The 24,024-nt window shown below is 49.4% G+C and carries 14 protein-coding genes; 13 read left to right on the top strand and 1 reads right to left on the bottom strand.

All coding sequences use genetic code 11. The annotated features are described in order from the left end of the window. Window positions 1–14 precede the first annotated feature (14 nt). The 13 genes from D6024_RS23695 to D6024_RS23635 all read left to right on the top strand — a co-directional run bounded on the left by D6024_RS23695 (window position 15) and on the right by D6024_RS23635 (window position 21,675). Window positions 15–1,583 carry a RagB/SusD family nutrient uptake outer membrane protein gene (locus tag D6024_RS23695; RefSeq protein WP_121357291.1) on the top strand — a complete coding sequence of 523 codons (1,569 nt, stop codon included), beginning with the start codon at window positions 15–17 and terminating at the stop codon, window positions 1,581–1,583. Window positions 1,584–1,606: 23 nt separating this feature from the next. Beyond that, window positions 1,607–2,308 carry a 3-keto-disaccharide hydrolase gene (locus D6024_RS23690; protein ID WP_121357290.1) on the top strand — a complete coding sequence of 234 codons (702 nt, stop codon included), beginning with the start codon at window positions 1,607–1,609 and terminating at the stop codon, window positions 2,306–2,308. A 25-nt stretch (window positions 2,309–2,333) separates the two neighbouring features. Continuing rightward, entirely contained in the window at window positions 2,334–3,656 is a 1,323-nt protein-coding gene (locus D6024_RS23685; protein ID WP_121357289.1) for a Gfo/Idh/MocA family protein, read from the top strand. Between the two features lie 125 nt (window positions 3,657–3,781). Continuing rightward, window positions 3,782–5,119: a putative oxidoreductase C-terminal domain-containing protein gene (locus D6024_RS23680; RefSeq protein WP_240410138.1), complete on the top strand. Its 1,338-nt coding sequence runs from the start codon at window positions 3,782–3,784 to the stop codon at window positions 5,117–5,119. A gap of 69 nt (window positions 5,120–5,188) precedes the next feature. Then, window positions 5,189–6,034, top strand: a complete 846-nt coding sequence (locus D6024_RS23675; RefSeq protein WP_121357287.1) for a sugar phosphate isomerase/epimerase family protein — start codon at window positions 5,189–5,191, stop codon at window positions 6,032–6,034. 442 nt (window positions 6,035–6,476) lie between these two features. After that, window positions 6,477–7,415: a dienelactone hydrolase family protein gene (locus D6024_RS23670; protein ID WP_240410137.1), complete on the top strand. Its 939-nt coding sequence runs from the start codon at window positions 6,477–6,479 to the stop codon at window positions 7,413–7,415. A 636-nt stretch (window positions 7,416–8,051) separates the two neighbouring features. After that, on the top strand, window positions 8,052–8,801 hold the full coding sequence (locus D6024_RS23665) for a DUF3667 domain-containing protein (RefSeq protein WP_121357286.1): 750 nt from the start codon (window positions 8,052–8,054) through the stop codon (window positions 8,799–8,801). A gap of 599 nt (window positions 8,802–9,400) precedes the next feature. Next, window positions 9,401–10,462 (top strand): aldose epimerase family protein, encoded by a 1,062-nt coding sequence (locus tag D6024_RS23660; RefSeq protein WP_121357285.1) that lies wholly within the window; start codon window positions 9,401–9,403, stop codon window positions 10,460–10,462. A 179-nt stretch (window positions 10,463–10,641) separates the two neighbouring features. Further along, the gene (locus D6024_RS23655; protein WP_121357284.1) at window positions 10,642–13,722 is read left to right on the top strand and encodes a SusC/RagA family TonB-linked outer membrane protein; all 3,081 of its coding nucleotides are present in this window, start codon (window positions 10,642–10,644) and stop codon (window positions 13,720–13,722) included. Between the two features lie 10 nt (window positions 13,723–13,732). Next, the gene (locus D6024_RS23650; RefSeq protein WP_121357312.1) at window positions 13,733–15,406 is read left to right on the top strand and encodes a RagB/SusD family nutrient uptake outer membrane protein; all 1,674 of its coding nucleotides are present in this window, start codon (window positions 13,733–13,735) and stop codon (window positions 15,404–15,406) included. Between the two features lie 81 nt (window positions 15,407–15,487). Beyond that, window positions 15,488–17,311, top strand: a complete 1,824-nt coding sequence (locus D6024_RS23645) for a DUF4091 domain-containing protein (RefSeq protein WP_121357311.1) — start codon at window positions 15,488–15,490, stop codon at window positions 17,309–17,311. A 3-nt stretch (window positions 17,312–17,314) separates the two neighbouring features. Next, window positions 17,315–19,126, top strand: a complete 1,812-nt coding sequence (locus D6024_RS23640; RefSeq protein WP_121357283.1) for a DUF5107 domain-containing protein — start codon at window positions 17,315–17,317, stop codon at window positions 19,124–19,126. Between the two features lie 170 nt (window positions 19,127–19,296). After that, window positions 19,297–21,675 carry an alpha-L-rhamnosidase-related protein gene (locus D6024_RS23635; protein WP_162944984.1) on the top strand — a complete coding sequence of 793 codons (2,379 nt, stop codon included), beginning with the start codon at window positions 19,297–19,299 and terminating at the stop codon, window positions 21,673–21,675. A gap of 9 nt (window positions 21,676–21,684) precedes the next feature. Here the strand turns inward: D6024_RS23635 and D6024_RS23630 are convergent, their stop codons facing one another. Continuing rightward, window positions 21,685–22,767 (bottom strand): phosphotransferase enzyme family protein, encoded by a 1,083-nt coding sequence (locus D6024_RS23630; protein WP_121357281.1) that lies wholly within the window; start codon window positions 22,765–22,767, stop codon window positions 21,685–21,687. Between the last annotated feature and the right edge of the window lie 1,257 nt (window positions 22,768–24,024).

The raw sequence follows: 24,024 nt of genomic DNA, 5'->3' as shown, positions 1-24,024 counted from the left end.
CTTAATCGTTTACGATGAAAAATATTGCGATTGCAGCCTTGTTACTTTTCCTGCTTGGTTCCTGTAAAAAGGAGTTCATAGATCTAAACCCTCCTTCCAACCTGAATTCTGCAGGCTTTTACAAAACAGAAAGCGATATGAACCAGGCCGTGCTCTCGGCCTATGGCAACCTTCGCTCTGTTTACAACAATCCATTTATCCGGCTTGGCGAGATCCGCTCCGACAACACGACGTATTCCTGGCTAGCTGGTAACCCGGCTGATGACAACGGTATCGATGTTTTTGCATCGCCGCTTTTGCCTGAAAATGGCTACCCCACAAGTGCCTGGAACAATTGCTACAACGTGATTTTGCGTTGCAACATTGTCATCGGCCGTATCGAAGGGGTGAGCTTTAAAAATGAACAGTTGAAAAAACAGTATATCGGTGAAGCCAAATTTTTACGGGCATTGATGTATTTCTGGCTCAACCGCGTTTTTGGAGGCTATTCCAAGACCGGTGCCTTACTGGGCGTCTTGAAAGTGGACAAGGAGGTCTCTCCGGCTGAGTCGTATGAAATTGCCCGTTCCTCCCTGCAGGAGAACTATGATTTTATCGTGAGTGATCTAAAGTATGCCGAAGAAAACCTGCCGGCAGCCTATGGCGCGACCGATAAGGGAAGGGTGACCAAATGGGGCGCCAAGGGATTGCTCACCAAAGTGTACATGACCATGGCCGGATACCCGCTGAACAAAGGGGTTGAGTATTACAATCTCGCCATCCAGAAGGCGGAAGAAGTGATCAATACCTCCGGTGCTGCCCTGGTTCCCAGTTACAGGGACCTCTTTGATGTCAACAAGAAAAACAGTGTTGAATCGCTGTTTGAAGTGCAGTACAAAAAAGGCAGCCCCAACGGCGTGACGGGAAGTCCCTGGAACAATGATTTTGCCCCCCGCTTTTCCGACAAGGAAGTGGTGTTGGTTGGTGATAAAGGCGGCGTGAATGCGCCAACCGGTGATATGTCGGGTGCCTACGAAACAGGTGATCCCCGGAAATATGTCTCGATGCGCGATTTTTGGATCAACGCCAAAAACGGCGCTGTTCAAAACGAGCGCTATGTCACCAAGTATTACGATGTGGCCACCAGCGGTAGTGACAACGGGAACAACTGGATTGAACTGCGGCTGGCCGACATTTATCTTTTAGAGGCCGAAGCCCTGGTTCGCACCGGTGGCAGTAAAGCCACCGCATTGCTGTATGTCAACAAGATCCGGCAACGGGCCCGGAATACGCAGGGCGACCCAAATATCCCGAGGCCTGCCAATCTGTTGAAAGATTATACAGTTGCCGATTTCGCCAATGATGATGAGTTGTTGCTGGCCATAGAAAAAGAGCGCAGGGTGGAACTGGCGTTTGAAAACCATCGCTGGTTTGACCTGGTGCGGACAGGAAGAGCCAAAAATGCCATGATGGCGGAACAGGCGGCCGATGGTTATCCTGCATTTACCTGGAGCGATGATATGTTGAGTTATCCCATCCCCATGACCGTGATGCAATCCAATCCTGGTAAGATTATTCAAAACAAAGGGTATGTACAATTATAATTTTTAAACAAGACGCGATAGGTATGAAAAAAAAGAATTTTCTATTGGTACTCGGTATTTTATGTGGTCTCGTTTCTGTCCAGGCGCAACTGCCCACACTGAGCAAAAAAGAAGTGAAGAAAGGATGGGTGTTATTGTTTGACGGGAAAACGTTTGACGGGTGGAAGAAATCGAACGGGCAGCCTTTTACCGGCAAAGGCTGGAAGATCGAAAACGGCGTGCTCAGTGTTGATCCCACCGATGGCCGGGGCGGCGACATTGTTACGACAAAAGAATTCGCTGACTTTGAACTGTCACTTGATTTCATGTTGGAAAAGGGAACCAACAGTGGGGTCAAGTATTCGTTGTTTAAGAATACGTCGCTGGGTTGCGAATACCAGATCATTGACGATGCCAATCATCCCGATGCAAAACTGGGCAAAAACGGCAACCGCTCGCTGGCAGCCCTGTACGATGTGTTGCCGGTAACTGGCAAGAAAGACGTCAAACCATTGGGTGAGTGGAACAACATTCGAATCCTTTCAAAAGGAAAGCATGTAGAGCATTGGCTGAATGGAAAAAAAGTGCTGGAATATGAACGCGGCAGTGAACAGTTGAAAAACGCAGTGGCGGAAAGTAAATTCAATAAGAACAGCGGTTGGGGTGAAACCGTTCCATCGCCCATACTTTTGCAGGAGCACGAGGATGTGATCCATTTTCGAAATATCAAAATCAGAAGTTTATAATCGAACGATTTAAAGTTTTTATACAATGGACAAAACAAGAAGAGATTTTATCCGGAATACAGGGACATTGGTTGCACTGGGCGGTCTGGGATTTCACGCAAAAAGTTATGCCCGCATCATTGGCGCAAACGACCGTATCAATGTCGGCATCATGGGCACCAACGGCCGTGGAGCCGGAATGGCTGCCAACTTTGCCCGGCAAAAAAATACCGAGGTTATTTACATCTGCGATGTAGAGGAAAAAGCCCTGGCCAAAGGCATCAATGCCGTGAAGAAGGCGGTAGACAAAGAGCCAAAAGCCGTGAAGGATTTCCGCACCATTCTAAGTGATAAAAATTTGGATGCCATGTACCTGGCACCACCTGACCACTGGCACGCACCGGCAACGATCATCTGTTGCACCGCAGGCAAGCATGTGTATGTCGAAAAGCCTTTGTGTCACAATCCGCGTGAAGGGGAACTGGCCGTGATGGCGGCAAGAAAGTACAAGCGTATCGTTCAGATGGGAAGCCAGCGCCGCTCGTGGGCTATATTAACGCAAGGGATACAGGAGTTGCACAATGGCGTGATCGGGAAAGTGTACATGGCAAAAACCTGGTACACCAACAACCGTGGTTCCATTGGGATTGGCAAAGAAGCTCCGGTGCCCTCCAACCTTGATTACGAGCTGTGGCAGGGACCTGCCCCGCGAAAGCCCTACAAGGACAACCTGGTGCATTACAACTGGCACTGGTTCTGGCACTGGGGCACGGGTGAAGCGCTCAACAACGGTACGCATGAAATCGATGTTGCCCGCTGGGGATTGGGAATCGATTACCCGGAAAAAGTAAGCTCTGTGGGTGGCCGTTACCGGTTTCAGGACGATTGGCAAACACCCGATACGCAGATCATCACCTTTGAATCTGCGGGTGCTTCTGTCATCTGGGAAGGACGCAGTTGCAATGGTGCCCTGGTGGAAGGAGAGGACCGGGGAGTGATCTTCTATGGCGAAAACGGATCGATGGCCACGGGAGGCAACAGCTACGTGGTTCGCGATCTAAAGAACAAGATCGTCAAAGAAATTAAATCCGATGAGAAAATCGATGGCCGTGATCCCTCCAGCCCGAGTGCCAATTTGGATGGCGTGCACATTGACAATTTTTTGAAATGCATCCGTGAAGGCGGCACTCCAAATGCCGACGTGGAAACCGGTCGGAAAAGTACCCTGTGGGTGCAGTTAGGCAATATTTCCCAGCGTGTAGGACAGACCTTGCACATTGATCAGAAGAACGGACATATTGTCGGAAACCAGCAGGCCATGGCCCTGTGGGGTCGTCAGTACCAGCCGGGTTGGGAACCGAAAGTTTAAGGACGTGTCTTTAGAAAAAACAATTGAATTTAAAGAAAGGAGTGATGCAGATGATTCGCTATGGAGCAATCCTGTTTTTTTCTCAATTATTGCTGGTTCAAAAGGGGCGTTGCCAATCCATGGACATGGCAAAGGGAAGCGGTAAAGAACGTGCAGCCACGGTCCGGTTGATCACGTTGGACCCGGGCCATTTTCACGCGGCATTGGTTCAAAAATCAATGTATCCCGTGATTGATCCCGTGGTGCATGTTTATGCACCCGGCGGTCCGGAACTGCAGGCGCATTTAAACCTGGTAAAGCAATACAACGGGAGGGCTGAAAATCCGACACACTGGACAGAGCAGGTGTATGAAGGCCGTGATTACCTGAACAAAATGATTGCTGAGAAAAAGGGCAATGTGGTGGTGATGGCAGGCAACAACCGCCTGAAAACGGAATACATCAAACAAGCGGTTGATGCCGGGTTAAACGTACTGGGTGACAAGCCCATGGCAATTAACATGGAAGGTTTCCGCTTGTTGGAAAAAGCCTTTGCCGCGGCTGCGAGAAACAACGTGCTGTTGTACGATATCATGACGGAACGTTTGGAGATTACCAATATCCTGCAAAAGGAGTTGGCACAACTTCCCGAAGTGTTTGGCCGGCTGAAGAAGGGAAGTGTAGAAGACCCGGCCGTGCAGATGGAAAGCGTTCACTTTTTTTATAAATACGTTTCAGGGCAGGCACTCACACGTCCGGATTGGTTTTTCGATCCGGCACAACAGGGCGACGCCCTTGCCGATGTTGGTACGCACCTGATTGATCTGGTACAGTGGGAGTGTTTTCCGCAGGCGGCTATCGATTATAAAAAAGACATTTCCATTCTTTCGGCAAGGTCCTGGCCGACTCCGTTGACGCTCTCCCAGTTTAAAAACATCACAAAAAAAGATGCCTTTCCGAGCTTTCTAAAGCAATACGTGAAAAGTGATACCCTGCTGCAGACTCATGCCAATGGGGAAGTGAATTATATCCTCAAAGGAACATTCGCCAGGGTCACGGCACGATGGGAGTACAAAGCGCCGGATGGCAGCGGCGATACACACCACTCGCTTTTAAAAGGAACAAAAGCGGCCCTGGAAATACGCCAGGGCGCCGAGGAAAATTACCAGCCAACCCTTTATATCCTGCCGGTGGCGCGAACAAAGGGCTATGCTGAGGGCTTGCAAAGAGCCATCAGCAAACTGGCGAAGACCTATCCGGGCATTGCTGTAGAAGAAGCTCAAGGGGGGTGGAAAGTCAACATCCCACAAACGTACAAAGTAGGGCATGAAGCCCATTTTGCGCAGGTCATGGAACGCTACCTTCAATACCTGAAGCAAAAAAAGTTGCCTTCGTGGGAGGTGCCGGGCATGCTGGCAAAATATTATACGGCAACAAAAGCACTCCAGGTAGCACAGGCAGGAAATGGACTGCATGCACAATAAGTGTGAAAAGCATGAGCAGTTTTCCAGGCGAAAGAAGCAGTTGATTATCTCACAAAGCAAATTACGACCATGTCATCCAGAAGAAACTTTATTCAAAAAACCGCACTGAGTGTAGCCGGTTCTGTTGCTGTGCCTTTCATCAGCACAGCCTCTTTTCCTAAAAGCAACGATTCGAAGAAAGAGGCCCGTTTACCCGTGGGCATTGCCGGCTATACCTTTGTCAAGTTTGAGTTGGACCAGGCCCTCGCGATGATGAAGCGGTTAAATCTGACTCACCTTTCTTTAAAAGACAAGCATCTGCCATTAAACAGCAGTGATGAAAAGATCCAATCAGTCGTCAACCAGTGTAAGCAAAGCAACATTAACATCTATGCCGTTGGCGTGATCTACATGAAAACAAAACAAGCCGTGGACGAAGCGTTTGACTACGCCAGAAAAGTTGGTGTGGACATGATCGTTGGTGTGCCCACCTACGAGTTGCTGGATTACGCAGAACAAAAAGTAAAAGCACTGAATATCCGACTGGCCATTCACAACCACGGCCCGGAAGATGCTTTGTATCCCAGCCCGCAGAGCGTCTATGAGCGCATCAAAAACAGGGATGCCCGCATGGGACTTTGCATGGACGTAGGCCATGCGGTAAGAGCCGGGGCGGATGTGGGAAAAGCGATTCACGCCTATAAAGACCGGCTTTTTGATTTGCATATCAAGGATGTGACAGGAGCTTTTAAAGAAGCAAAAGCCATTGAGATAGGGCGCGGCGTCATTGATTTTGAAGCATTGGGAAAAGCGCTGTACAAAATCAATTATAAAGGCATTTGCAGCGTTGAGTATGAAAAAGACATGACCGATCCGTTGCCGGGCCTGGCGGAGTCTGTCGGGTATTTCAAGGGAAGCATCGCCTCGGTTAGCTAAGCGGCTGCGCAACTGGCGATCATTTACCTTGGGCATTGTCGTAAAGACGTTGCTTTTCCGTTGGGTCTTCAAAAGCATTCGCACTAAGGCTTGAATTCAAGCAATCAGATTCTTGTTGCTTGGTAAGAATTGCTTGCTAAGAAAATGCACGCTGTAGACCTTTGGCATGAGAAGCACGTGCTACTCAACCATCGGGTCTTCCGGCAAAAGACACCGCAGTTGAGTATATTTAGTGAAGCAGGATAAAAGATGAGAGGACTAGGACTTCCGGCTACAAACAGGGCGCATCAAGGAAGCGAAAACTAGCTTACCTGTATTTGTTAACTGATAAATGAATAGAGATTACAAATTGATAAGCCTTTCTTTTCTGCTTTTGCCATTGATGTATGGCTGCCATAGATCAATTGGGTATATTCAAACCACTGTCACTAACGAGAGTTCCATGGGCTTGCGTACAAATAGCAAAGGTGTTCCTATCCGCAAGGAAAAGCAACGCAAAGAGCTGTACCAGTTGTTGGGCAAGTTGCCTGATCTGGGCAGGCCCATTTCTGTGAAAGTGGTTTCACGGGAAGAGCGAGATGAATTCATTGTAGAAAAGCTGCTACTCGATATCAATGGTTTGGAACTGGTGCCTGCTTATTTTACAAAACCGAAAGAGGCCAAAGGGAAAGTGCCTGTCGTGTTATTCAATCATTCCCATTTCGGGCAGTATGAGGTAGGCAAGGAGGAGTTCATACGTGGCAGGAAAGAAATGCAAAGCCCACCTTATGCACTGGCGCTGGCAAGGGCCGGCTATGCCGGGTTATGCTTGGATGGCTGGGGGTTTGGGGAGAGGAGCGGTCGTACAGAAAACGAACTATTCAAAGAAATGCTGTGGAAAGGGCAAGTGATGTGGGGGATGATGGTATACGATAACCTGAGGGCGCTGGATTACCTGCAAACAAGGGAAGACGTGGACAGCAGGCGAATAGCCACGATGGGCATGTCCATGGGAAGTACTATGTCGTGGTGGCTGGCGGCGCTGGACGAACGGATCAAGGTGTGCGTTGACCTGTGCTGCTTAACTGACTTCCAGACATTGATAGAAGAAAAAGGACTTAACCTGCACGGTATTTATTATTATGTGCCGGATTTACTCAATCATTTTACGACGGCCCAAATAAACAGCCTTATTGCTCCCCGCCCACATCTTGGCCTGGCAGGTCGGTTTGACCCGCTAACCCCGCAGAAAGGATTAGAAAAAATTGATAAAGAGCTAAAAGCCGTTTATCAAAAGGAAGGTGCTCCCGAGGCATGGCAATTGCGCATGTATGATGTGGGCCATCTGGAAACACCGGAGATGCGGCAGGAGATTATGGCTTTTCTGAAAAAATGGTTGTAAACCGGTTTCTAAACAGTTAGCCGCCGATGTCTCCAGGAGTATGACAACTGACTGTGCAAGGGATGGATGTTGAATTGTCCGCTGTACCCCCTGGAACTTGAATTTTTGGGGTCAATTGCTTTATATCAGCTGTTTACGTATGCATGTATTCTGCAGGTGACAAACTGGTGAACTCCTCACTCTTTGGCTAAATTTGGCCTGTTTTGAGAACTGCAGTAAAAATATGCGGCTCTCTCTTATACAAAAATCTTTGAGGGTTAAAAACGAGCCAGAGCATAGACTACCTTCGATGGATCGTAGTTCCAAGTGCTCGATTCTGCCAATAGTGCTGAATAGGGTAGGAGGAGTACTCTGGATGATGTATTTAACCTCTTGCCTGGCTACTGCAGAAATACCTGTTCCGATATCTTTGACTTCGCCGGGCTCTGTATCGGACACCAGGCCTTCTTGCCTTGTTAGCGCTTAGGTCGCCCTGCCTTAATCGGTTGATGAAATATATCTAATTTAGACAACGTTGAACCCGACTTCAAGTTTAAAGGTTAGCGGAAATCAAAGGCAATTTGCTTGATACGGAGTTAGACTACATAAGGAAAATTTTTGTACAAAACAATCTGTAACTTCCTAATAAATTTTTACATGGCCACCTGTTTGAATTGTGGCAGCATCATCACTGAAAATTATTGTCCGAAGTGCGGACAAAAAAAAGAAGTACAAAGACTGACCTGGCAGTCGCTTATTCTAGAGGTTTTTCATTTTTTCAGCCATATCGATAAAGGATTTATTTTTACATCGTACAAACTGCTCATCCGGCCCGATAAAGTGATTGGAGAATACCTTGAGGGCAAAAGGAAAAAGTATTTCAAGCCTGCAAGCCTTTATCTTATATGGGTTGCCATGCATCTCTTGGTTTTTCAACTCATTCCTGAGTGGATGCATTATAAAAACCAGAGGACCGGGAATTTGTTATGGGTAAGGGGCGGAGAATACCAAGTCTTTATAGTAAACCATGCCAGTGCCTTTGGCTTGCTCCTGTTACCGATTCTTTCTTTTTTTTTGTGGCTAATTGTTTCCCGTCTAAAGCTGAATTACATCGAAAACTTTATAACCATACTCTATTCTTTAGCTGCTATTGAAATGCTTATATGTTTTCAGATTGTTTTTGTAGGCTTGTTGTTGAGAATAAACTTCCTGACAAATGCTTTTTTGATTCAAGTGCAAGTCGTAGCTTTTCTTTGGACATTTTATTGTTTCGTTCTTTTTTTCAGGAAGAAAAGAATAAAGATCCTTATTCCTCGTATTCTATTGGCCTTATTAATTGGAATCGTCGTTAATAATAAAGTAACAGAACTACTTGCTGAATTAATTCTAAAATTGAAACATTCATGAACGACCCCTGCAAGGGATTGACTGATTTTGAAACTACTTACGTGGATCCTGAGGGACTTGAATCATTTCGGGTGAGTTGTTATTTATCAGCTTATTACACTTGCAAATTTATAAAAGGTGACATGAGGGTGAACTACTCACGTTTTGCGTAGTTTTCGCTCGTATTAAGAACTTCTTCGAAGATAATAGCATTTTTGCTTCTCAATGATTTTGTTAGCGCGTTTTAAGTACTTATGACTTATCGTAAGTTGAAGCGCTCGATTCTGCCTATGGTTTTCGATAGGAGGAGAGGAATTCCCGGTACTCAACAACTTGCCAGGCTGCTTTATAAAAGTATCACAGACGATTGTCCAAGGCACGGGACACGGTGGATATGGAAATGTTCAATCGCTGTGCATTTTTTTTGCGATCGCTTTGGGAACACGCCAGAAATCTACATTTTCTGCCTGCAACAAATTTTGCGCAAACGTTTGCTCAGCCTGAGCAAACGTTTGCGCAAAAATCTTCGTTTAGACATCGTTTTTTACTTCTCGTAAAATAGAGCACTTTTAAAAAGTCAAACCTGTTAAGCGTTTGCCAGTTATGCGAATTGTAAACCAATGAGGGAAACAACTCTTTCAGCCATCCAACACTGTCCCTGCGGAACGATTGACGGTAAGCCAATCGTTCTGTTTACCATTCAAAACAAAAGGGGGGGAACACTAACCTTCAGTAATTACGGTGCGGCTGTACAGTCACTCAGCGTGAAAGATGTGCGACAAAAACAAACCGATGTTTTGTTGGGCTATTCTCGTTTGGATGATTATTGTAACGATGCATTTTACCTGGGCACCGTGGTTGGACGGTGCGCCAGCCGTATTGTGGGAGAGACGGTTCGCCTCGGCAGCGAAAGCGTTCGCCTGACCCAGAAAGCAGAGGGCTATCACCACCATGGCGGCAGGTTGGGTTTTAATAAAAAAGTATGGAGGGTTGTAGACGTCGGTGTGAACAGCATCAAGATGCAGTACACGAGTGCTGATGGTGAAGAAGGCTATCCCGGTGAACTGACGGTAACGGTTGACTATACGTTCGACGACGATAACAATTGGATTGTCGACTATTCGGCGGTTACCGACAAACCGACATTTATCAATCTCACCCAGCATGCCTATTTCAACCTGAGCGGGCATGATGAAGGTTCAATCCTTGCGCACAAACTGCAGATCCATGCCGAACGTTACCTGCCTGTGAACGCCTTGCTTGTACCGACAGGCGTTCTTGCACCGGTGGAAAAGACACCGTTTGATTTCAGGACAGCGACACCGATTGGCCTTTCGATCGATGGCGATAACGAACAACTGCGCCTGGGCAGCGGCTATGATCATAGTTGGGTGTTGGAAGAGTCATATTCGGGTGAGCTGAAACAGGCGGCAACGGTTGTGGGGCCAAAAACAGGAATCACACTGAATGTATTTACAACGGAGCCGGCCGTTCATTTTTATTCCGGCAATTTCCTGGAGCCCGTAACGGGGAAGAATGGCGCGCAATACAGGGAGCGGTCGGGGTTTTGTTTGGAAACCCAACACTTCCCGGATTCGCCAAACCATCCGCATTTTCCCAGTATTGTCCTGCTGCCGGGAGAAGAATTCCGGAGTCGAACCATTTTTCAATTTTCTACGTGAAAAGCTTTAAACGAAATACACGGCGACGGTGCGATTCCCTGTTGGCTGTTGGAACCAAAAACAGCGACCTGTTTTTCGCCACAGCCAATGTTGAATAAACGCTTAACGAGGTTATCGGTCATCATCCATTTTTCACTTATCAATTACAATTACAAACATTCGAACAAAAACGACTTGCAATGAAAATTAGACTGTCTATGCTGACAATGCTTGCGTTTCTGCTGTATTGTTCTGGCCTCCATGCCCAGACGCTACAAATCAAGGGAAACGTACAAGATGAAAAAGGGCCGCTTGCAGGCGCCAGCGTCCTTGTAAAAGGGTTGCAAACCGGCACTTCCACGGATGCAAAAGGAAACTTCAGTGTGGCCGCTTCCCTCGGCAGCACGCTTGTGGTTTCTTCCACTGGTTATCTTTCCCAGGAAGTGGTTGTGAATGCGGCAACCCCGCTGTCCATTACCCTGGTGTCTGATCCAAAATCCATGGAAGGCGTCGTGGTGATTGGCTATGGCACCAAAAAGAAACAGTTCCTCACGGGTGCCGTTTCTACAGTGGGTTCCGAAGTGTTCCAGTCACGGCCTGTAACCAATGCGCTTGCCGCACTGCAGGGCGAAGTGGCCGGTACCACCATTCAACGCTATTCAGGCCAGCCTGGTTCCGAGGATTTCAACCTGAATGTTCGTGGCCCCTCTTCAAAAAACGGCGCGGCGTCCCCGCTGGTGCTGATCGATGGTATCGAGGGTAACCTGTATCTCCTGAACCCTTCCGATATCGAATCGATTTCGGTGCTGAAAGATGCGCAGGCTTCCATTTATGGTGCCCGTGCTGCCGGCGGTGTCATGCTGGTGACGACCAAAAAGGGAAAGGGCGGCAAGCCGCAGATCACCTACAGCAACAATTTCGCAGTGACCCACATGACCGGAATGATGAAAAGCCCGACCAACTACCAGATGGCCATCATGGACAACGAAGCCAATATTCACAACGGTGCAGCGCCCATGTACACGGCGGACCTGCTGCAAAGGATTTTGAACAACGATCCCAATCCGATTCAGCATCCCATCTATGGTGGATGGAAACTGTTCTTTACCAACACCGATTGGGAAAAAGAACTGTTGGAAAACGGGTTTCAGCAACGCCACGCGGTCAGCATTTCCGGAAACAATGCCAATTCAAATTACTACCTGTCCGGCAGCTACAGCGACCAGCATGGTGTGGTCAAATACGCCAACGACAACAATAAACTGTACAACCTCCGTCTTAATTACGACTATAACCTGACCAGCCGTCTCCGCCTCGAGTCGAAGGTTTCGCTGGATAACCAGGTTCGCAACGATATCGGTGGCGTTGGAAACTGGGTTATCGGCGAAGCGATTTTTGGTATGCCCAATCACCCGGTGTACACCTCCGACGGTAAGTTTTTTGCGCAAGGCGGATGGAGCAATGCCGTAGCCTTTGCCAAAGAAGCTCCGACATCTACCTACAACACCCGCAACATCAACACAAACTTCAAGCTGATTGCCGACATCGTGGAGGGGTTGAAACTGAACGTGCAGGCAGGCATCAACAATCTCCTGAAGAACAGTACCGATATGGGCAAGCCTGTTCCGCTTTACAAATGGGACGGCAATCTGGCTTATTACAGCATTGCCAGCCCCGGCAGAAGCTGGGTCGAAGAGCAAAACGCTCAGATCAATTATCACAACTACACCAGCTACCTGCAATACAACAAGAAGTTGGGCGGCCGCCACGACCTGGATGTAATGGTGGGCGGCTCGTATGAAAAAAACGAAACAAAAACAGAAGTGGCCGGCCGGTACAACATTGTGAGCGATAACGTGTGGGACTTGAACCTGGGCATCGGCGATATGTACGCCAAAGGCGGTGCGGATCATTGGGCGATCGGCTCTTATTTTTCCCGGGTTGGTTATGTGTTTGATGATAAATACATGCTGGAAGGCAACCTGCGTTACGACGGCAGCTCACGGTTTCAACTGGCCGACAAACGCTGGGGCCTGTTCCCGGGCATTTCTGCCGGGTGGCGCATTTCCAAAGAATCGTTCTTTAAAAATATCAGCCTTGTCAATGACCTGAAACTGCGGGCTTCCTACGGAACCACGGGCAACCAGGAAGGAATCGGTCTTTACGACTTTATCCAGAAGATCTCGCTGGGCGGCGCTTATCCGTTTGGTGCCGGCCGGCAGGATCCGGCTGCATCCCTTAATGGCATGGTGGCTTACAAGCGTACTTGGGAAACACTGATCAACAAGAACGTCGGTCTGGATGCCTCACTGCTTTCCCGCAAACTGAGTTTGTCATTCGACTGGTTTACCAAACGGAACAAGGATATGCTTATTAGCGTCGCTTATCCGACGTTCCTGGGTGCTACGGCGCCAACTTCCAATGCCGGCGAGCTGAAAACCTGGGGTTTTGAAACTTCGCTCGGCTGGAGCGACAAGATCGGCAAGTTTCAATATTCCGCCAGGGTATTGGTGAGCGATGCGCAGAACAAACTGGTCAATCTCGGTGGTTCCAATACATATACGCTTGGACTGAATGGTTACCGCGAAGGCTATCCCATCAACAGCTACTTCGCTTATGTGTTTGATGGGCTGATCAGAAACCAGGCGGAATTGGATGCGTACAAAAAACTGGGTGGCGTTCCTTCCGATATCGGTATTGGCGATGCCCGTTTCAAGGACCTGAACAACGACGGTAAAATCAGCCTGTACAGCGACAAACCGGGCAGCGATGGCGACGTGAAATATGTTGGCACGACGTCTCCGCGTTACAACTACGGAATCAATCTGAGCGCTAAATACGGTGGTCTCGACCTGGCCGTTTTCCTGCAGGGCGTAGGGCAGCGCACCCTCTTCAGAACCGGAGATTATTCCATGCCCTGGAGCGATTGGTGGAGACAGCCACCGGCTTTCTACTATGGTAAAACATGGAATGAAGACCGTCCGAATGCCGAATACCCGCGTCTGTCGCATGGTGACATCCGTTATTGGAACTACCAGGCTTCAACCCTGCAGCAAATCAATGCCGCTTACATCCGCCTGAAAAATCTTCAAATCGGGTACTCGCTACCCGAGAATCTGCTGCGCAGTATTTCGATTTCACGGGCAAGGATTTATGTCAGCGGACAGGATATCTGGGAATCGTCTCACGTAAAAGGCGGATGGGATCCGGAATCGGCTGACTGGGGTGGCAACTATCCCTTTCAACGCTATTATTCTTTTGGTCTAGACCTCACCTTCTAAAAAAATGATCATGATACGTGTTAGAAATATTTGTTTTCTCCTTTTGCTTGCAGCCACAGTCGGGTGTAAGAAAGACCTGGATTTGAATCCGCTGGATCAAATCTCTGATGCTTCATTCTGGAAAACGTCGAATGACTTCAAGTTGTTTGCAAACGATTTTTATAACGGCCTGCAAAATGCCGGAAATTACACGGAAAACAATTCCGATATCGCCTTTGGTTCGGGTACCGACGCGGTCACGGGAGTGGATAACCGCAGCAAGAGCAACGGCTCGTACCTGCCGCAGGCGAATTCGCCCCTGTGGGACCAATCGTACAAATACATCCGGGCCGCCAATTACCTGCTGCAGAAAGCGCAGGAAGCCAAATTGGCTCCTGCCGACGTTGACCGTTGGGTAGGAGAAGCCTTGTTTTTCCGGGCCTACAATTACTGGAACCTTGCAAAATCCTTTGGCGGTGTTCCCAAGATCGACAAAGTGCTGGACGTGACGGCTTCGGAATTGTACACACCCAAATCATCGCAGGCGGAAATCGTTGATTTTATTTTAGCCGACCTGAATAATGCCATCGCCAAGTTGCCGACACAAAGCCAATTGAGCGGAGACGACATCGGCCGGGTGACCCAGGGTGCCGCGCTTGCCCTGAAGGCAAGAGCGGCTTTGTACCAGGGTACCTGGGCAAAATACCACAACGAAGGTGATGCCTCAAAATACATCACGGCGGCCATCGATGCTTCGGAAAAACTGATCGCATCGAAAGAATATGCCCTGTACACCGATAAAGGTGCCGATAGCTATAAATATCTTTTCATCCAGGAAGGCGATGACAGCAAGGAAGTCATCCTCGCCAAACGGTATTATGCCAACCGCATCACGCACAACTGGACAAGGGAACTTTGGTTCAACTACATGGTGCCCACAAAAATGCTGGCCGACATGTACCTGGCAAAGGACGGTCTGCCCATTGCCAAGTCTTCCCAGTTCCAGGGTTACGCCACGCTGACCAGCGAGTTTCAAAACCGCGATCCGCGGATGACGATGACCTTTGTTGTGCCGGGCACGACCATCTTTTTTGAAGGCGGCCTGCAGCAGGTGACCTATCCTGGTTTCAATGGAAGCAATGCCACCCGTACGGGCTACATGCTCCGGAAGTTCCTGGACGAGACGCTGGATGCTACACAGTTCAAAGGCGCTTATGATTTTAAAGAGTTTCGCTATGCGGAAGTCCTGCTGGTCCTGGCAGAGGCGTTGTACGAAAAGCAAGGTTCCATTTCTGATGCGGACCTGAACCGGACCATCAACGTCACTCGTGCAAGAGCCGGTATGCCCCCGCTGACCAATGCCTTTGTGACCACAAACGGGTTGGACATGCTCGCAGAGATCAGGAGGGAGCGCACCGTTGAACTGGCGTTTGAGGGATTCAGGAGGGATGATCTTCGCCGGTGGAAGACGGCCGAAGTCACCATGCCGCAAGCCATCAAAGGCGTAAAGTTTGTGGGGACCGAATACCAGACAAGATATCCTAATTTGCAACCGGGTGTCGACATCCAGGTTGATGCCGATGGCTTTATCGTGGCTGAACAAGCCAGTACCCGGAAGTTTATGCCCAAGCATTACCTCGATCCGCTTCCGTTGCAACAGGTTCAGTTATCGAAAGGAACATTGGCCCAAAATGCCGGCTGGTAAGTTGAATTGATTTGTAAGAATAAAAAACAAGACGGGACAAGGATCACACCGACCCTTGTCCTGTTGTTTAACCAAAAAACGATGAAAAAAGTTTTTTTGCTTTTTTGCCTCTCTACGTTGATCGCCGACTATGCCTCTTCTCAGGTGTACCCTGGACAGATCAGCTATTCGAATGTGCCGCAACCTGCCGGCCACTTCCAGGATGAATACACCTTCGATACGACGGTGAACCCCGGGGCCTGGGCGGCACAGAAAAAGGGCCTGCACGTGTCTTTCGCCTCTACCGACGAATCCTATTTTCGGAGTGAAGTGCCGGGACTGGAAAAAGAATCGCTGCAGTGGCAGGAAACCGGCTGGAAGGGCGAGCGACTGAACACGCAGCTCCTGGTCTGGTCGCCGGATACCCTGAACCAGGTACGGGTGCTGTTGACTGATCTGAAAAATGCGCAAGGCAAAACCATTGCGAAAAATAATTTCCAGGTCAACCTGGTTCGGTACGTGGTGGGCAACTATCCGTATGGCACCAAAGATGCCACCTGTGGTGCCAGTCCTTTTCCAAATGTTTACCTCATGCCCGACCGCTTCGAAGCTTTTGAACGTTTCGATCTGCCGGGAAGAACCGTGCGGCCGGTTTGGGTTTCTGTCGACATTCCGGCAGGCACCGAAGCCGGTATTTACAGCGGTACTATTGAGGTGAAATCGGAAAACTATACGTCCAGCCTTGCAGTCAAATTGCAGGTGCAGAACCAGGTGCTTCCCAAACCAACCGAGTGGAAACACCGCCTCGACCTCTGGCAAAATCCCTGGGCCGTGGCCTGGCAAAACAACCTGAAGCCCTGGTCGGAAGAGCACAAGGCGCTGTTGAAAAAACACTTGAAACTGTACGCCGATGCCGGTGGAAAATATATTACCACTTATGCCGTGCATTCCCCCTGGTCCGACAACTCCTACATGATCGAAGGCGGCATGATCGAATGGATCAAACGCAAAGAAGGCGGCTGGAAGTTCGACTATTCCATCTTTGACGACTATGTACAACTGGCCATGAGCGTGGGCATCGACAAGGCTATTACCGTGTACACGCCGGTGCCCTGGGGTTTTCGCTTCCGGTACATGGACGAAAAGACCGGCAACTACGTGTATGTGTCCTGGGCGCCGGATTCAAAAGAATTCAAAGCGTTCTGGAATGTGTTCCTGACCGATCTGAAAAAACACCTGGAGAAAAAAGGCTGGTTTGAAAAAACCTATATCGGCATCAACGAAAACCCGATGGAGCAAACGCTGGCAGCCATTAAGGTGGTTAAACAGCACTCGCCCAAATGGAAGATCACATACGCCGGCAACTGGCACAAGGAGCTCGATACCCTGCTCGATGATTATTGTTTCCTCTATGGCAATGAATCAAGCGTGGATATCGTCAAACAACGTTCGGCAAGAGGGCAAACGACGACCTATTATGTTTGCTGCAACCCGCCGGTTCCCAATAATTTTGTTTTCTCACCGCCGATCGAAGGCCGCTGGCTTAGCTGGTATTCCGCCGCGCATGGCTACGATGGATTTTTGCGCTGGGCCTACGATGCCTGGCCGGCCGATCCGAAGCGGGATGCCCGCCACACGATGTGGCCTGCCGGCGACTGTTTCGTGGTTTATCCCGGCGGCAACAGTTGCGTTCGTTTTGAAAAACTGCGGGAAGGGATTTCTGATTTTGAAAAGATCCGCATCCTGCGGGAGAAAGCTTCGCGGTCGTCGGATAAAACAGTGAAAGAGTTGGTAGCGCAACTGGACCAGCACCTGAAAACCTTCCTTGTTGAAAAAGCCTTCGATACCAAAAAAATTATTGGCGATGTGGACAAAGGGAAGCTGCTGGTAGAACAACTCACACAAAAACTGAACTCTATTTTATAAAACATGCGTATCCAATCCGGCATCTGCTTTTTTTTCATCTCCGTCTTGTTTACCACTCGCTGCCTGGCAAATCCGTTTGCCGACATCGTGGTGTGTAAGGAATTCGATGCAGACCTGCTCACCCACGTCTTAACTCCGTTTGGCCCGGTGCCCACGGCGCTGGACCCCAACGGTGTCTATCCCTATAACAGCTACGCCGAAACCTCCAACCGGCCTGTCGGCAAGAAATACAGGTTTGTGGTGTTGGAAAATGGGTTCGTCAAAGTTACCATCTGCCCGGACATGGGCGGAAAGATCGTTTCGATGGTGCACAAGCCATCCGGGAAGGAAGTGCTTTACGTACCGGATGTGATCCGCTACACCCGCATCCTGCCGCGTTTTTATTTTGTGGCCGGGGGCATCGAAGTGAGTTTTCCCATCTCGCATTCGCCCAGCCAGAACGAAAAGGTGCTGTATAAAATCGACCGGACCAAAGACCGTACCTATATCACCTGCGGTGAACGCGAGCTACGGTTTGGCATGCAGTGGTCGGTGGAATATTCGCTGGGTGCAAAGGACAATTTTGTTACGGAACGGGTGAAGTTTTTCAACCCGGGCACAAAGGCCTATCCCTGGATGTCGTGGTCGAATGCGGCGCTGCCTGCTGCGGCCGATACGAAATTTGATTTTCCAAAGGGCAAGGTCTTGTCGCATGCTTCCAAAGTAGACACGATCGACTGGGCCACGCAGGGACCCAGGACCGAGCAGGATATCAAAGAAATGACCGGTTATTTCTGGAAAACAAAAGATGCCAATGCCTTTGGTGCCTACACGCCGTCGCTCGGTACCGGTTTGTACCACATTGCCGATGAAAAGATCGCCTCAGGTATCAAGCTGTGGAGCTACGGAAGGGGAGAAGACAGCAGTTGGTCTACACTCAGCACTGCAAAGCATCAGACCTACCTGGAAGTGCAGGGCGGGCCTATTGGCGACCAGTCCATCAAACTGGAACTGCATCCCCATGAAACCCGCTGGCATGTTGAATACTGGATTCCTTCCGATAGGGAGCTTGACATCTACACCTTGAAAGTGCCGGCAAATTCGCTTCGCCCGGTCGGGGAGATTCCCCTGTTTCAATGGGCAAGAGAAGGCGAGGTGTCGGTTTGGAAGCAGCTGCAAAAAGCCTATCAAACGAAAAGCAGGCAGCTGCCAAAACCACCTTCCGAAGAACTGAATCTTTGGGCGCCTTCCGGTATGGAAAACCTCGATGCGCCTTTTCAATGGGCGATCAGCCAAACCAAAGGCGAAGAGCAGTCACTGTGGCGATTTTATTACGGCACCTGGCTGGCGGGCACCGACATAAGCGAAGAAGCGATCAAACAACTATCCGCTTCCGGCGCTGCCATTGCCAAGCCGCTGCTGGCTCGTTTGCTAAAAGCAAAAGGCGACATGAAGGGTGCGAAGAAAGCTTTTGACGCTATCACGGAAACCTGGCTGCAACTGCACCCGCAGGTGGTGGTAGAGCGGGATAAGGTGTTGCGCAATCTTGGTCTGCAGACAATCCCGGAGAGAGAGGCCTGGCTGTCAAAGGTGGATGCCCTGAAAGACGAATGGGTAATTGAACGCAAAGTGCAACTCTTGATCGATAAGGGACAGGCGAAAGAGGCCAAAGACCTGTTGCTGGCAACACCGTTCCAGAAAGTGCACCAGACCTATACCCGTACCGGATTATGGATGCAGATCTGTGAAAAGCTGCACCTGCCGGAACTTCCCATTCCGCCGCAACTGGGCGAAGATCGGCTGGCCCGCTTCGGTGCCTATCGCGAATACGAATAAGGTTTTCGGCAAATACTGTTTTGCCCCAGGCAAGAAAAAAATCCTGTCGTTTCAATCCAATGATTTTGTTGGGTCCTTGAAACGACAGTTTGTTTCAAGCAAAAGACGAGTCCACCAACAAACAACTTCCACGGCTGTTTCTTGCGAAACACAGCACAAAACTGATTGGCATGTTATTGAAAATGCAAAAGGCTTCAATGGTTTTTACGGCGCTCTCCCTATCCGTTTTTTCTGCCGGACAATGCCTGGCGCAACAAAACCAGTGGGCTGCTACACCGGCCATGCAAGGCCTTTCTTCCCACGGCCTTCATCCCGACAAACCCTACTTGACGCCGGGTGACCGCACTTACCTGATTGGGACGCAGGATGGCAATTTCCCCGACCTGGGCTCGCATGTGAAGGGGGAGATGGGAGGCTTGTGGCTGCACCCCATCAAACTGGTGGATGGCTTTTGGTTGAAGCTGACCGATGCCGCCGACAAAAAGGAAAGCTGGCTGCTGCAAGCCAAAGACTTTATCAACTATCCGTACGGCAACCGCTTTCTTTATGCCCCTGTGTTGAACGGTATCGACATCGAACGGCTGCAATATTGCCCACAGGGAAAGCAGGGCCTCATCGTTCGCTACACGCTTCGCAATGCCAGTAACCGGGAACGTCACCTGCATTTGGATTTTGTGGTGAAGACCGATCTGAGCCCGGTATGGTTCTCCAAAGAAAACAACATCCTGGATGCGCCTGACACCCTGCAGTGGGACGAAGCCAGCCGGATGTTTACGGCCAACGACCAACAGCATCCCTGGTTTGCAGCATGGGGTTCTTCATTACCGGCCATCGCTCACGCCGAAGGAGTCAAAACGCCGATACAAACCAGGGGGCAGGGAAAGGCTGCCGCCACCACGTACCGTCTTTCCTTAAAAGCCGGCGAAACCAGGACCGTAAGTTTTGTTCTTGCAGGCTCCAATCAAAACAGGAAAGACGCTGTGGCTGCCTGTAAGGAGCTATTGAAAAACGGGTTACAGTTACTGGAAGAGAAAAAGGCCCATTATGTTTCCATCCTTAACCGGTCGATGATTGATATCCCGGATAAAAAACTGCAACTGGCCTATACCTGGGGAAAGCTGAACACGGAATGGCTGGTTTGCGACCTGCCCTCTACCGGCCGTTTCCTGGGCGCTGGTGCCGTAGAATATCCCTGGCTTTTCGGCTGCGATAATTTTTATGCGCTGCAGGGTGTGGTGGAAACAGGAGATTTCAGTCTGGCCAAATCAACGCTCCGTGCCATCAAAAATGTCTCTGAAAAAGTCAATGGCAATGGGCGTATCATTCATGAAATGTCGACCAACGGCTTTGTAGGCAACAAGGGCAACTCGCAGGAAACGGCCCAGTTTCCCATCGCTGTCTGGAAGGTCTTTCAATGGACAGGCGACAGGGAGTTTTTGGAAGAAATGTATCCTGCCGTTAAAAAAGGCATTGCCTGGTTGCTGACCGAGAAGGACCAGAACGGCAACCTGTTTCCGGAAGGCTATGGGATCATGGAAGTTAAAGGCCTGAACGCGGAGCTGATAGACGTGGCCGTGTACACCCAGCAGGCACTGGAAGCCGCGTCGCAAATGGCCACCTTGTTCAAGGAATCCGCTGTGCAAAAGGACTATACACAAAAAGCAGCGCTTCTCAAGGACCGCATCAACACCCTGTTCTGGGACAAAGAGCAGGGCAGTTACTGCGATTTTTATGGTAGCCGCGAACAAGCCATGCAAACGGCAAAAGGGGCCGTCGAACAGTTACAGGCTGCTACCGCTTCAGGCCAACTCAATCCTGCGACAGCGGAACGGCAACAATTCTACAAAACCCTTTTGGCGAAGTTCACAACGCTTCCTGAAGGCACCATGAAAGGCTGGTTTACCAACAAGAACTGGGTAATCAGCACGCCGATGGAAACGGGGATTGCACCTCCGGACCAGGCCATTCGTCTGCTAGACAAAGTGCACAGGGAACATTGCGGTGAATACGGTCCTTACCTGTCGGCCGTGGAAAAGCAAAGCATGATGACGATTGCAACCGGCGTGCAGGCCATGGCTGAATGCCAGTACGGCCGCATTGACCAGGGCCTTTGGTATGTTGATCGGATCGTGCAAACCTTCGGCCGGGTATTACCCGGCTCCATTTCGGAAATGATGCCTGATTACGGCTGCCCGGTGCAGGCCTGGACGATCTATGGGCTGGCGTCGCCGCTGGTCACCATGATTTTTGGAATCAATCCGGATGCGGTTAATCGCACTATCACCTTCGCACCCAACCTGCCGGCGGACTGGAACAAAATTCAGATCACCAACCTTCCTGTTGGTAACATAGCCATTACGTTTGGCGTAATGAAAAAAGACAGGTCTCTCGAATACCGGTTGTCAACAAGTAAAGCAGGCTGGTTTTATACGCTCCGGGTGAAAGGCCTTGCCGGCAAAAAATATCTGTTAAACGGAAAGACACGCATCGCTGCCACGGATGAAATCAGGTTCACGGGCCAATCCAACCGCATTGTTGTGTTCAGGTAACGTTTTGGGTTACTGGCTGACCGTTGTTTGGCAGGATGCGACAATCCGGTTGAGCCATTCTTCTTTTTCCAGGAGTCTTTCCAGCAGAATGGCCTGATTTTGTGCCCGGATCAGGTTATGGCCTTCATATTTTGCACCGTAGTAAACATCGTTGTTTAAATAATCGGTCAAAAAGCGAAGGGCCTGCATGTAGATCATGAATTTGCCGGCATACACAAAATGTTTTTTTTCCGTTTCACTCAATTCCTCGTTCAACTCGCTTAAATAGCCTTTGACGATCGCTTCAAAAAACTCATCGCGGACGGTGATTTTTTCGACGTCCCATTCTTCTTCATTTGCGGCAGACAGGTATGTGCGAAGCATGTCGCCCACATCACTGATGAAATAACCCGGCATCACTGTATCGAGGTCAATGACACAAAGGCCTTTGTCTTCCGAATCAAAAAGCACATTGCTGATTTTGGTATCGTGGTGGGTCACGCGGATCTTAAATTCAGGGTTGCCTTTGATAGCCTCGTAAGTAGCAACGATGGCCTCCTGTTGCTGTAAAAATTCGATCAGGTCTGCCGCTTTTTCCCCGCGTGCCGGATCTCCGTTGGTCAGTGCCTGCTGGAATTGTGCAAACCGCAGCGAGAGATTGTGAAAGTCCGGAAGGGTTATACGTAGCGATCGGGCGCTAAAACCGGCCAGCAGTTTTGTGAACAAAGCAAACTGGCGGGCAGCTTCATAGGCCTGTTGCGGGTTATGGACCACATCAAAGGAGAGGGAGTCAGCTAAAAAGGGAAACATCCGGTAAACCTCGTCTTGTCCCGTGCCCCGGTACAATTCATCACCTTCGATTGTCTTTAGAGGCGCAATGAACCGGTAGCCTGGAGAATGAAGATCGAGGTAACCGGCAATGTCGCTGATATTCCTTCCGATGGCATAAGGATCTTTAAAGACTGCGGTATTCAGTCGTTGTAGAATAAAGTCTGTGCCTGAGCGTTTGCAGGAGACCTTCCAGGTGCGATTGATCAGTCCTGTTCCAAAAGGGACGGCAGTGCAGTTAGCTGCGTGAAGGCCATAGGCCGCGATAATAAGTTTGGTTTGCATGGAAAGTCGTTTGTTCGTCAACAGGCCGGTCCCCGTCTTTTCAAATGGACGGCACGGAAAAAACTGCCCGATTGGTGTAAACATACAACGGCCGAAAGAAAGATTGCTGCGCAAACGTTTGCCTTAAATTCTGGATTTTTTGCACAAATTGTCGCGGTTTTCCGATGCTGGCAACAGGACTGCTCTTTAGTTTCGCTGCATGTTTTCTGCAGCGTTGCAATGGCTTGACTGTTTTTGAAACGTAGACTGTGATCCTATTGGGATTTGAACCGGGGATCCCAGGCTGTGCGAAGACTGGGCCAGGTGCTTTTGCCTGGTGGGTAGCAAATACTCTTGCTCCACAATTGAGAAGGTGGTAAGTATCATGGTAAAGAAACGGTCCGCTCTTTTTGTAGGGTTGCCAGCCGTGTAAACGGCACCCTGTTCGATGCTTCGCTTGTTATCCTCTGTGGGATACAGGCTACTTATACTTCCTCATGGTTCCCACAATTGGCCAAACTGAATTTGGATACGACCCTCCTCCAGCAGGCCTTGCTGGATTTGACGCCGGAATCGTCTATCCTCTTCTTCCTGATGATGCTGATAAAAGCCTTTGGTCCGCAAAGATCGGTGGGAAGAAAAACTGGTCCGGGTTCCAGATTCAAAGGGCTGTATTGCCAGCACATCTTTTTTGGAAAACAGAAGTAACGTGGCGGACACCCGTCCGGAATTTTTAAAACTGGCGGCGGTTTTTTAAAGAAAAAGAATCGGTTGCAGCGAAAATTACCACGCAAAAAGACTGGTTTTTAGCAGGTACGCGTCGCAGTAGAAATCGCCAAAAATCCCCCGGTTTTTGTTTCGTGACTCCACGTAGGTGCCTGATAATTAACCGATTTCGCCGTCTCTGTTGGGACTTGAAGGAAGCGTTGCAGGAAAAAGATCTACATTTTCATGTCTATTTCTCTTCTCATGTATTGTCGCCAAAAGCTGGTATAACAATACCAGCTTTTATGTTTGCACATGCAAGAAAGGCTTGGCTGCTCTTAGTCATATCGTGCGCTTTTCTTGTCTTCCGCCAAGTACCCAATGCTGCGCCCTGTGGCATGGCCAAAAGTGAAACGGCATTTTTATCCCGGAGCTGAGCCGGTTGATGACTCTGTTGCCGCAATAAAAAAAATAGATAATCCCCGGTATGGAAGGTACCGCTAATAACACCTCACTGCCAGGCATGATGATAGACATGGCTGCCCACTATCTAGCCCATCAGCGCATAACCAG

Origin of the sequence: Flavisolibacter nicotianae, assembly GCF_003628535.1 — a bacterium.
Lineage (GTDB): Bacteria > Bacteroidota > Bacteroidia > Chitinophagales > Chitinophagaceae > Flavisolibacter > Flavisolibacter nicotianae.
Note: the sequence above shows the minus strand (reverse complement) of the source record. Positions and strands in the feature narration are given on the sequence as shown.

Bases quoted from the DNA above. Each gene is read 5' to 3' on its own strand.
- D6024_RS23640 (WP_121357283.1), top strand. From the start codon at position 17,315: ATGCGTATCCAATCCGGCATCTGCTTTTTTTTCATCTCCGTCTTGTTT.
- D6024_RS23685 (WP_121357289.1), top strand. From the start codon at position 2,334: ATGGACAAAACAAGAAGAGATTTTATCCGGAATACAGGGACATTGGTT.
- D6024_RS23670 (WP_240410137.1), top strand. From the start codon at position 6,477: ATGGGCTTGCGTACAAATAGCAAAGGTGTTCCTATCCGCAAGGAAAAG.
- D6024_RS23635 (WP_162944984.1), top strand. From the start codon at position 19,297: ATGTTATTGAAAATGCAAAAGGCTTCAATGGTTTTTACGGCGCTCTCC.
- D6024_RS23660 (WP_121357285.1), top strand. From the start codon at position 9,401: ATGAGGGAAACAACTCTTTCAGCCATCCAACACTGTCCCTGCGGAACG.
- D6024_RS23680 (WP_240410138.1), top strand. From the start codon at position 3,782: ATGGCAAAGGGAAGCGGTAAAGAACGTGCAGCCACGGTCCGGTTGATC.
- D6024_RS23645 (WP_121357311.1), top strand. From the start codon at position 15,488: ATGAAAAAAGTTTTTTTGCTTTTTTGCCTCTCTACGTTGATCGCCGAC.
- D6024_RS23695 (WP_121357291.1), top strand. From the start codon at position 15: ATGAAAAATATTGCGATTGCAGCCTTGTTACTTTTCCTGCTTGGTTCC.
- D6024_RS23650 (WP_121357312.1), top strand. From the start codon at position 13,733: ATGATACGTGTTAGAAATATTTGTTTTCTCCTTTTGCTTGCAGCCACA.
- D6024_RS23690 (WP_121357290.1), top strand. From the start codon at position 1,607: ATGAAAAAAAAGAATTTTCTATTGGTACTCGGTATTTTATGTGGTCTC.
- D6024_RS23655 (WP_121357284.1), top strand. From the start codon at position 10,642: ATGAAAATTAGACTGTCTATGCTGACAATGCTTGCGTTTCTGCTGTAT.
- D6024_RS23665 (WP_121357286.1), top strand. From the start codon at position 8,052: ATGGCCACCTGTTTGAATTGTGGCAGCATCATCACTGAAAATTATTGT.
- D6024_RS23630 (WP_121357281.1), bottom strand. From the start codon at position 22,767: ATGCAAACCAAACTTATTATCGCGGCCTATGGCCTTCACGCAGCTAAC.
- D6024_RS23675 (WP_121357287.1), top strand. From the start codon at position 5,189: ATGTCATCCAGAAGAAACTTTATTCAAAAAACCGCACTGAGTGTAGCC.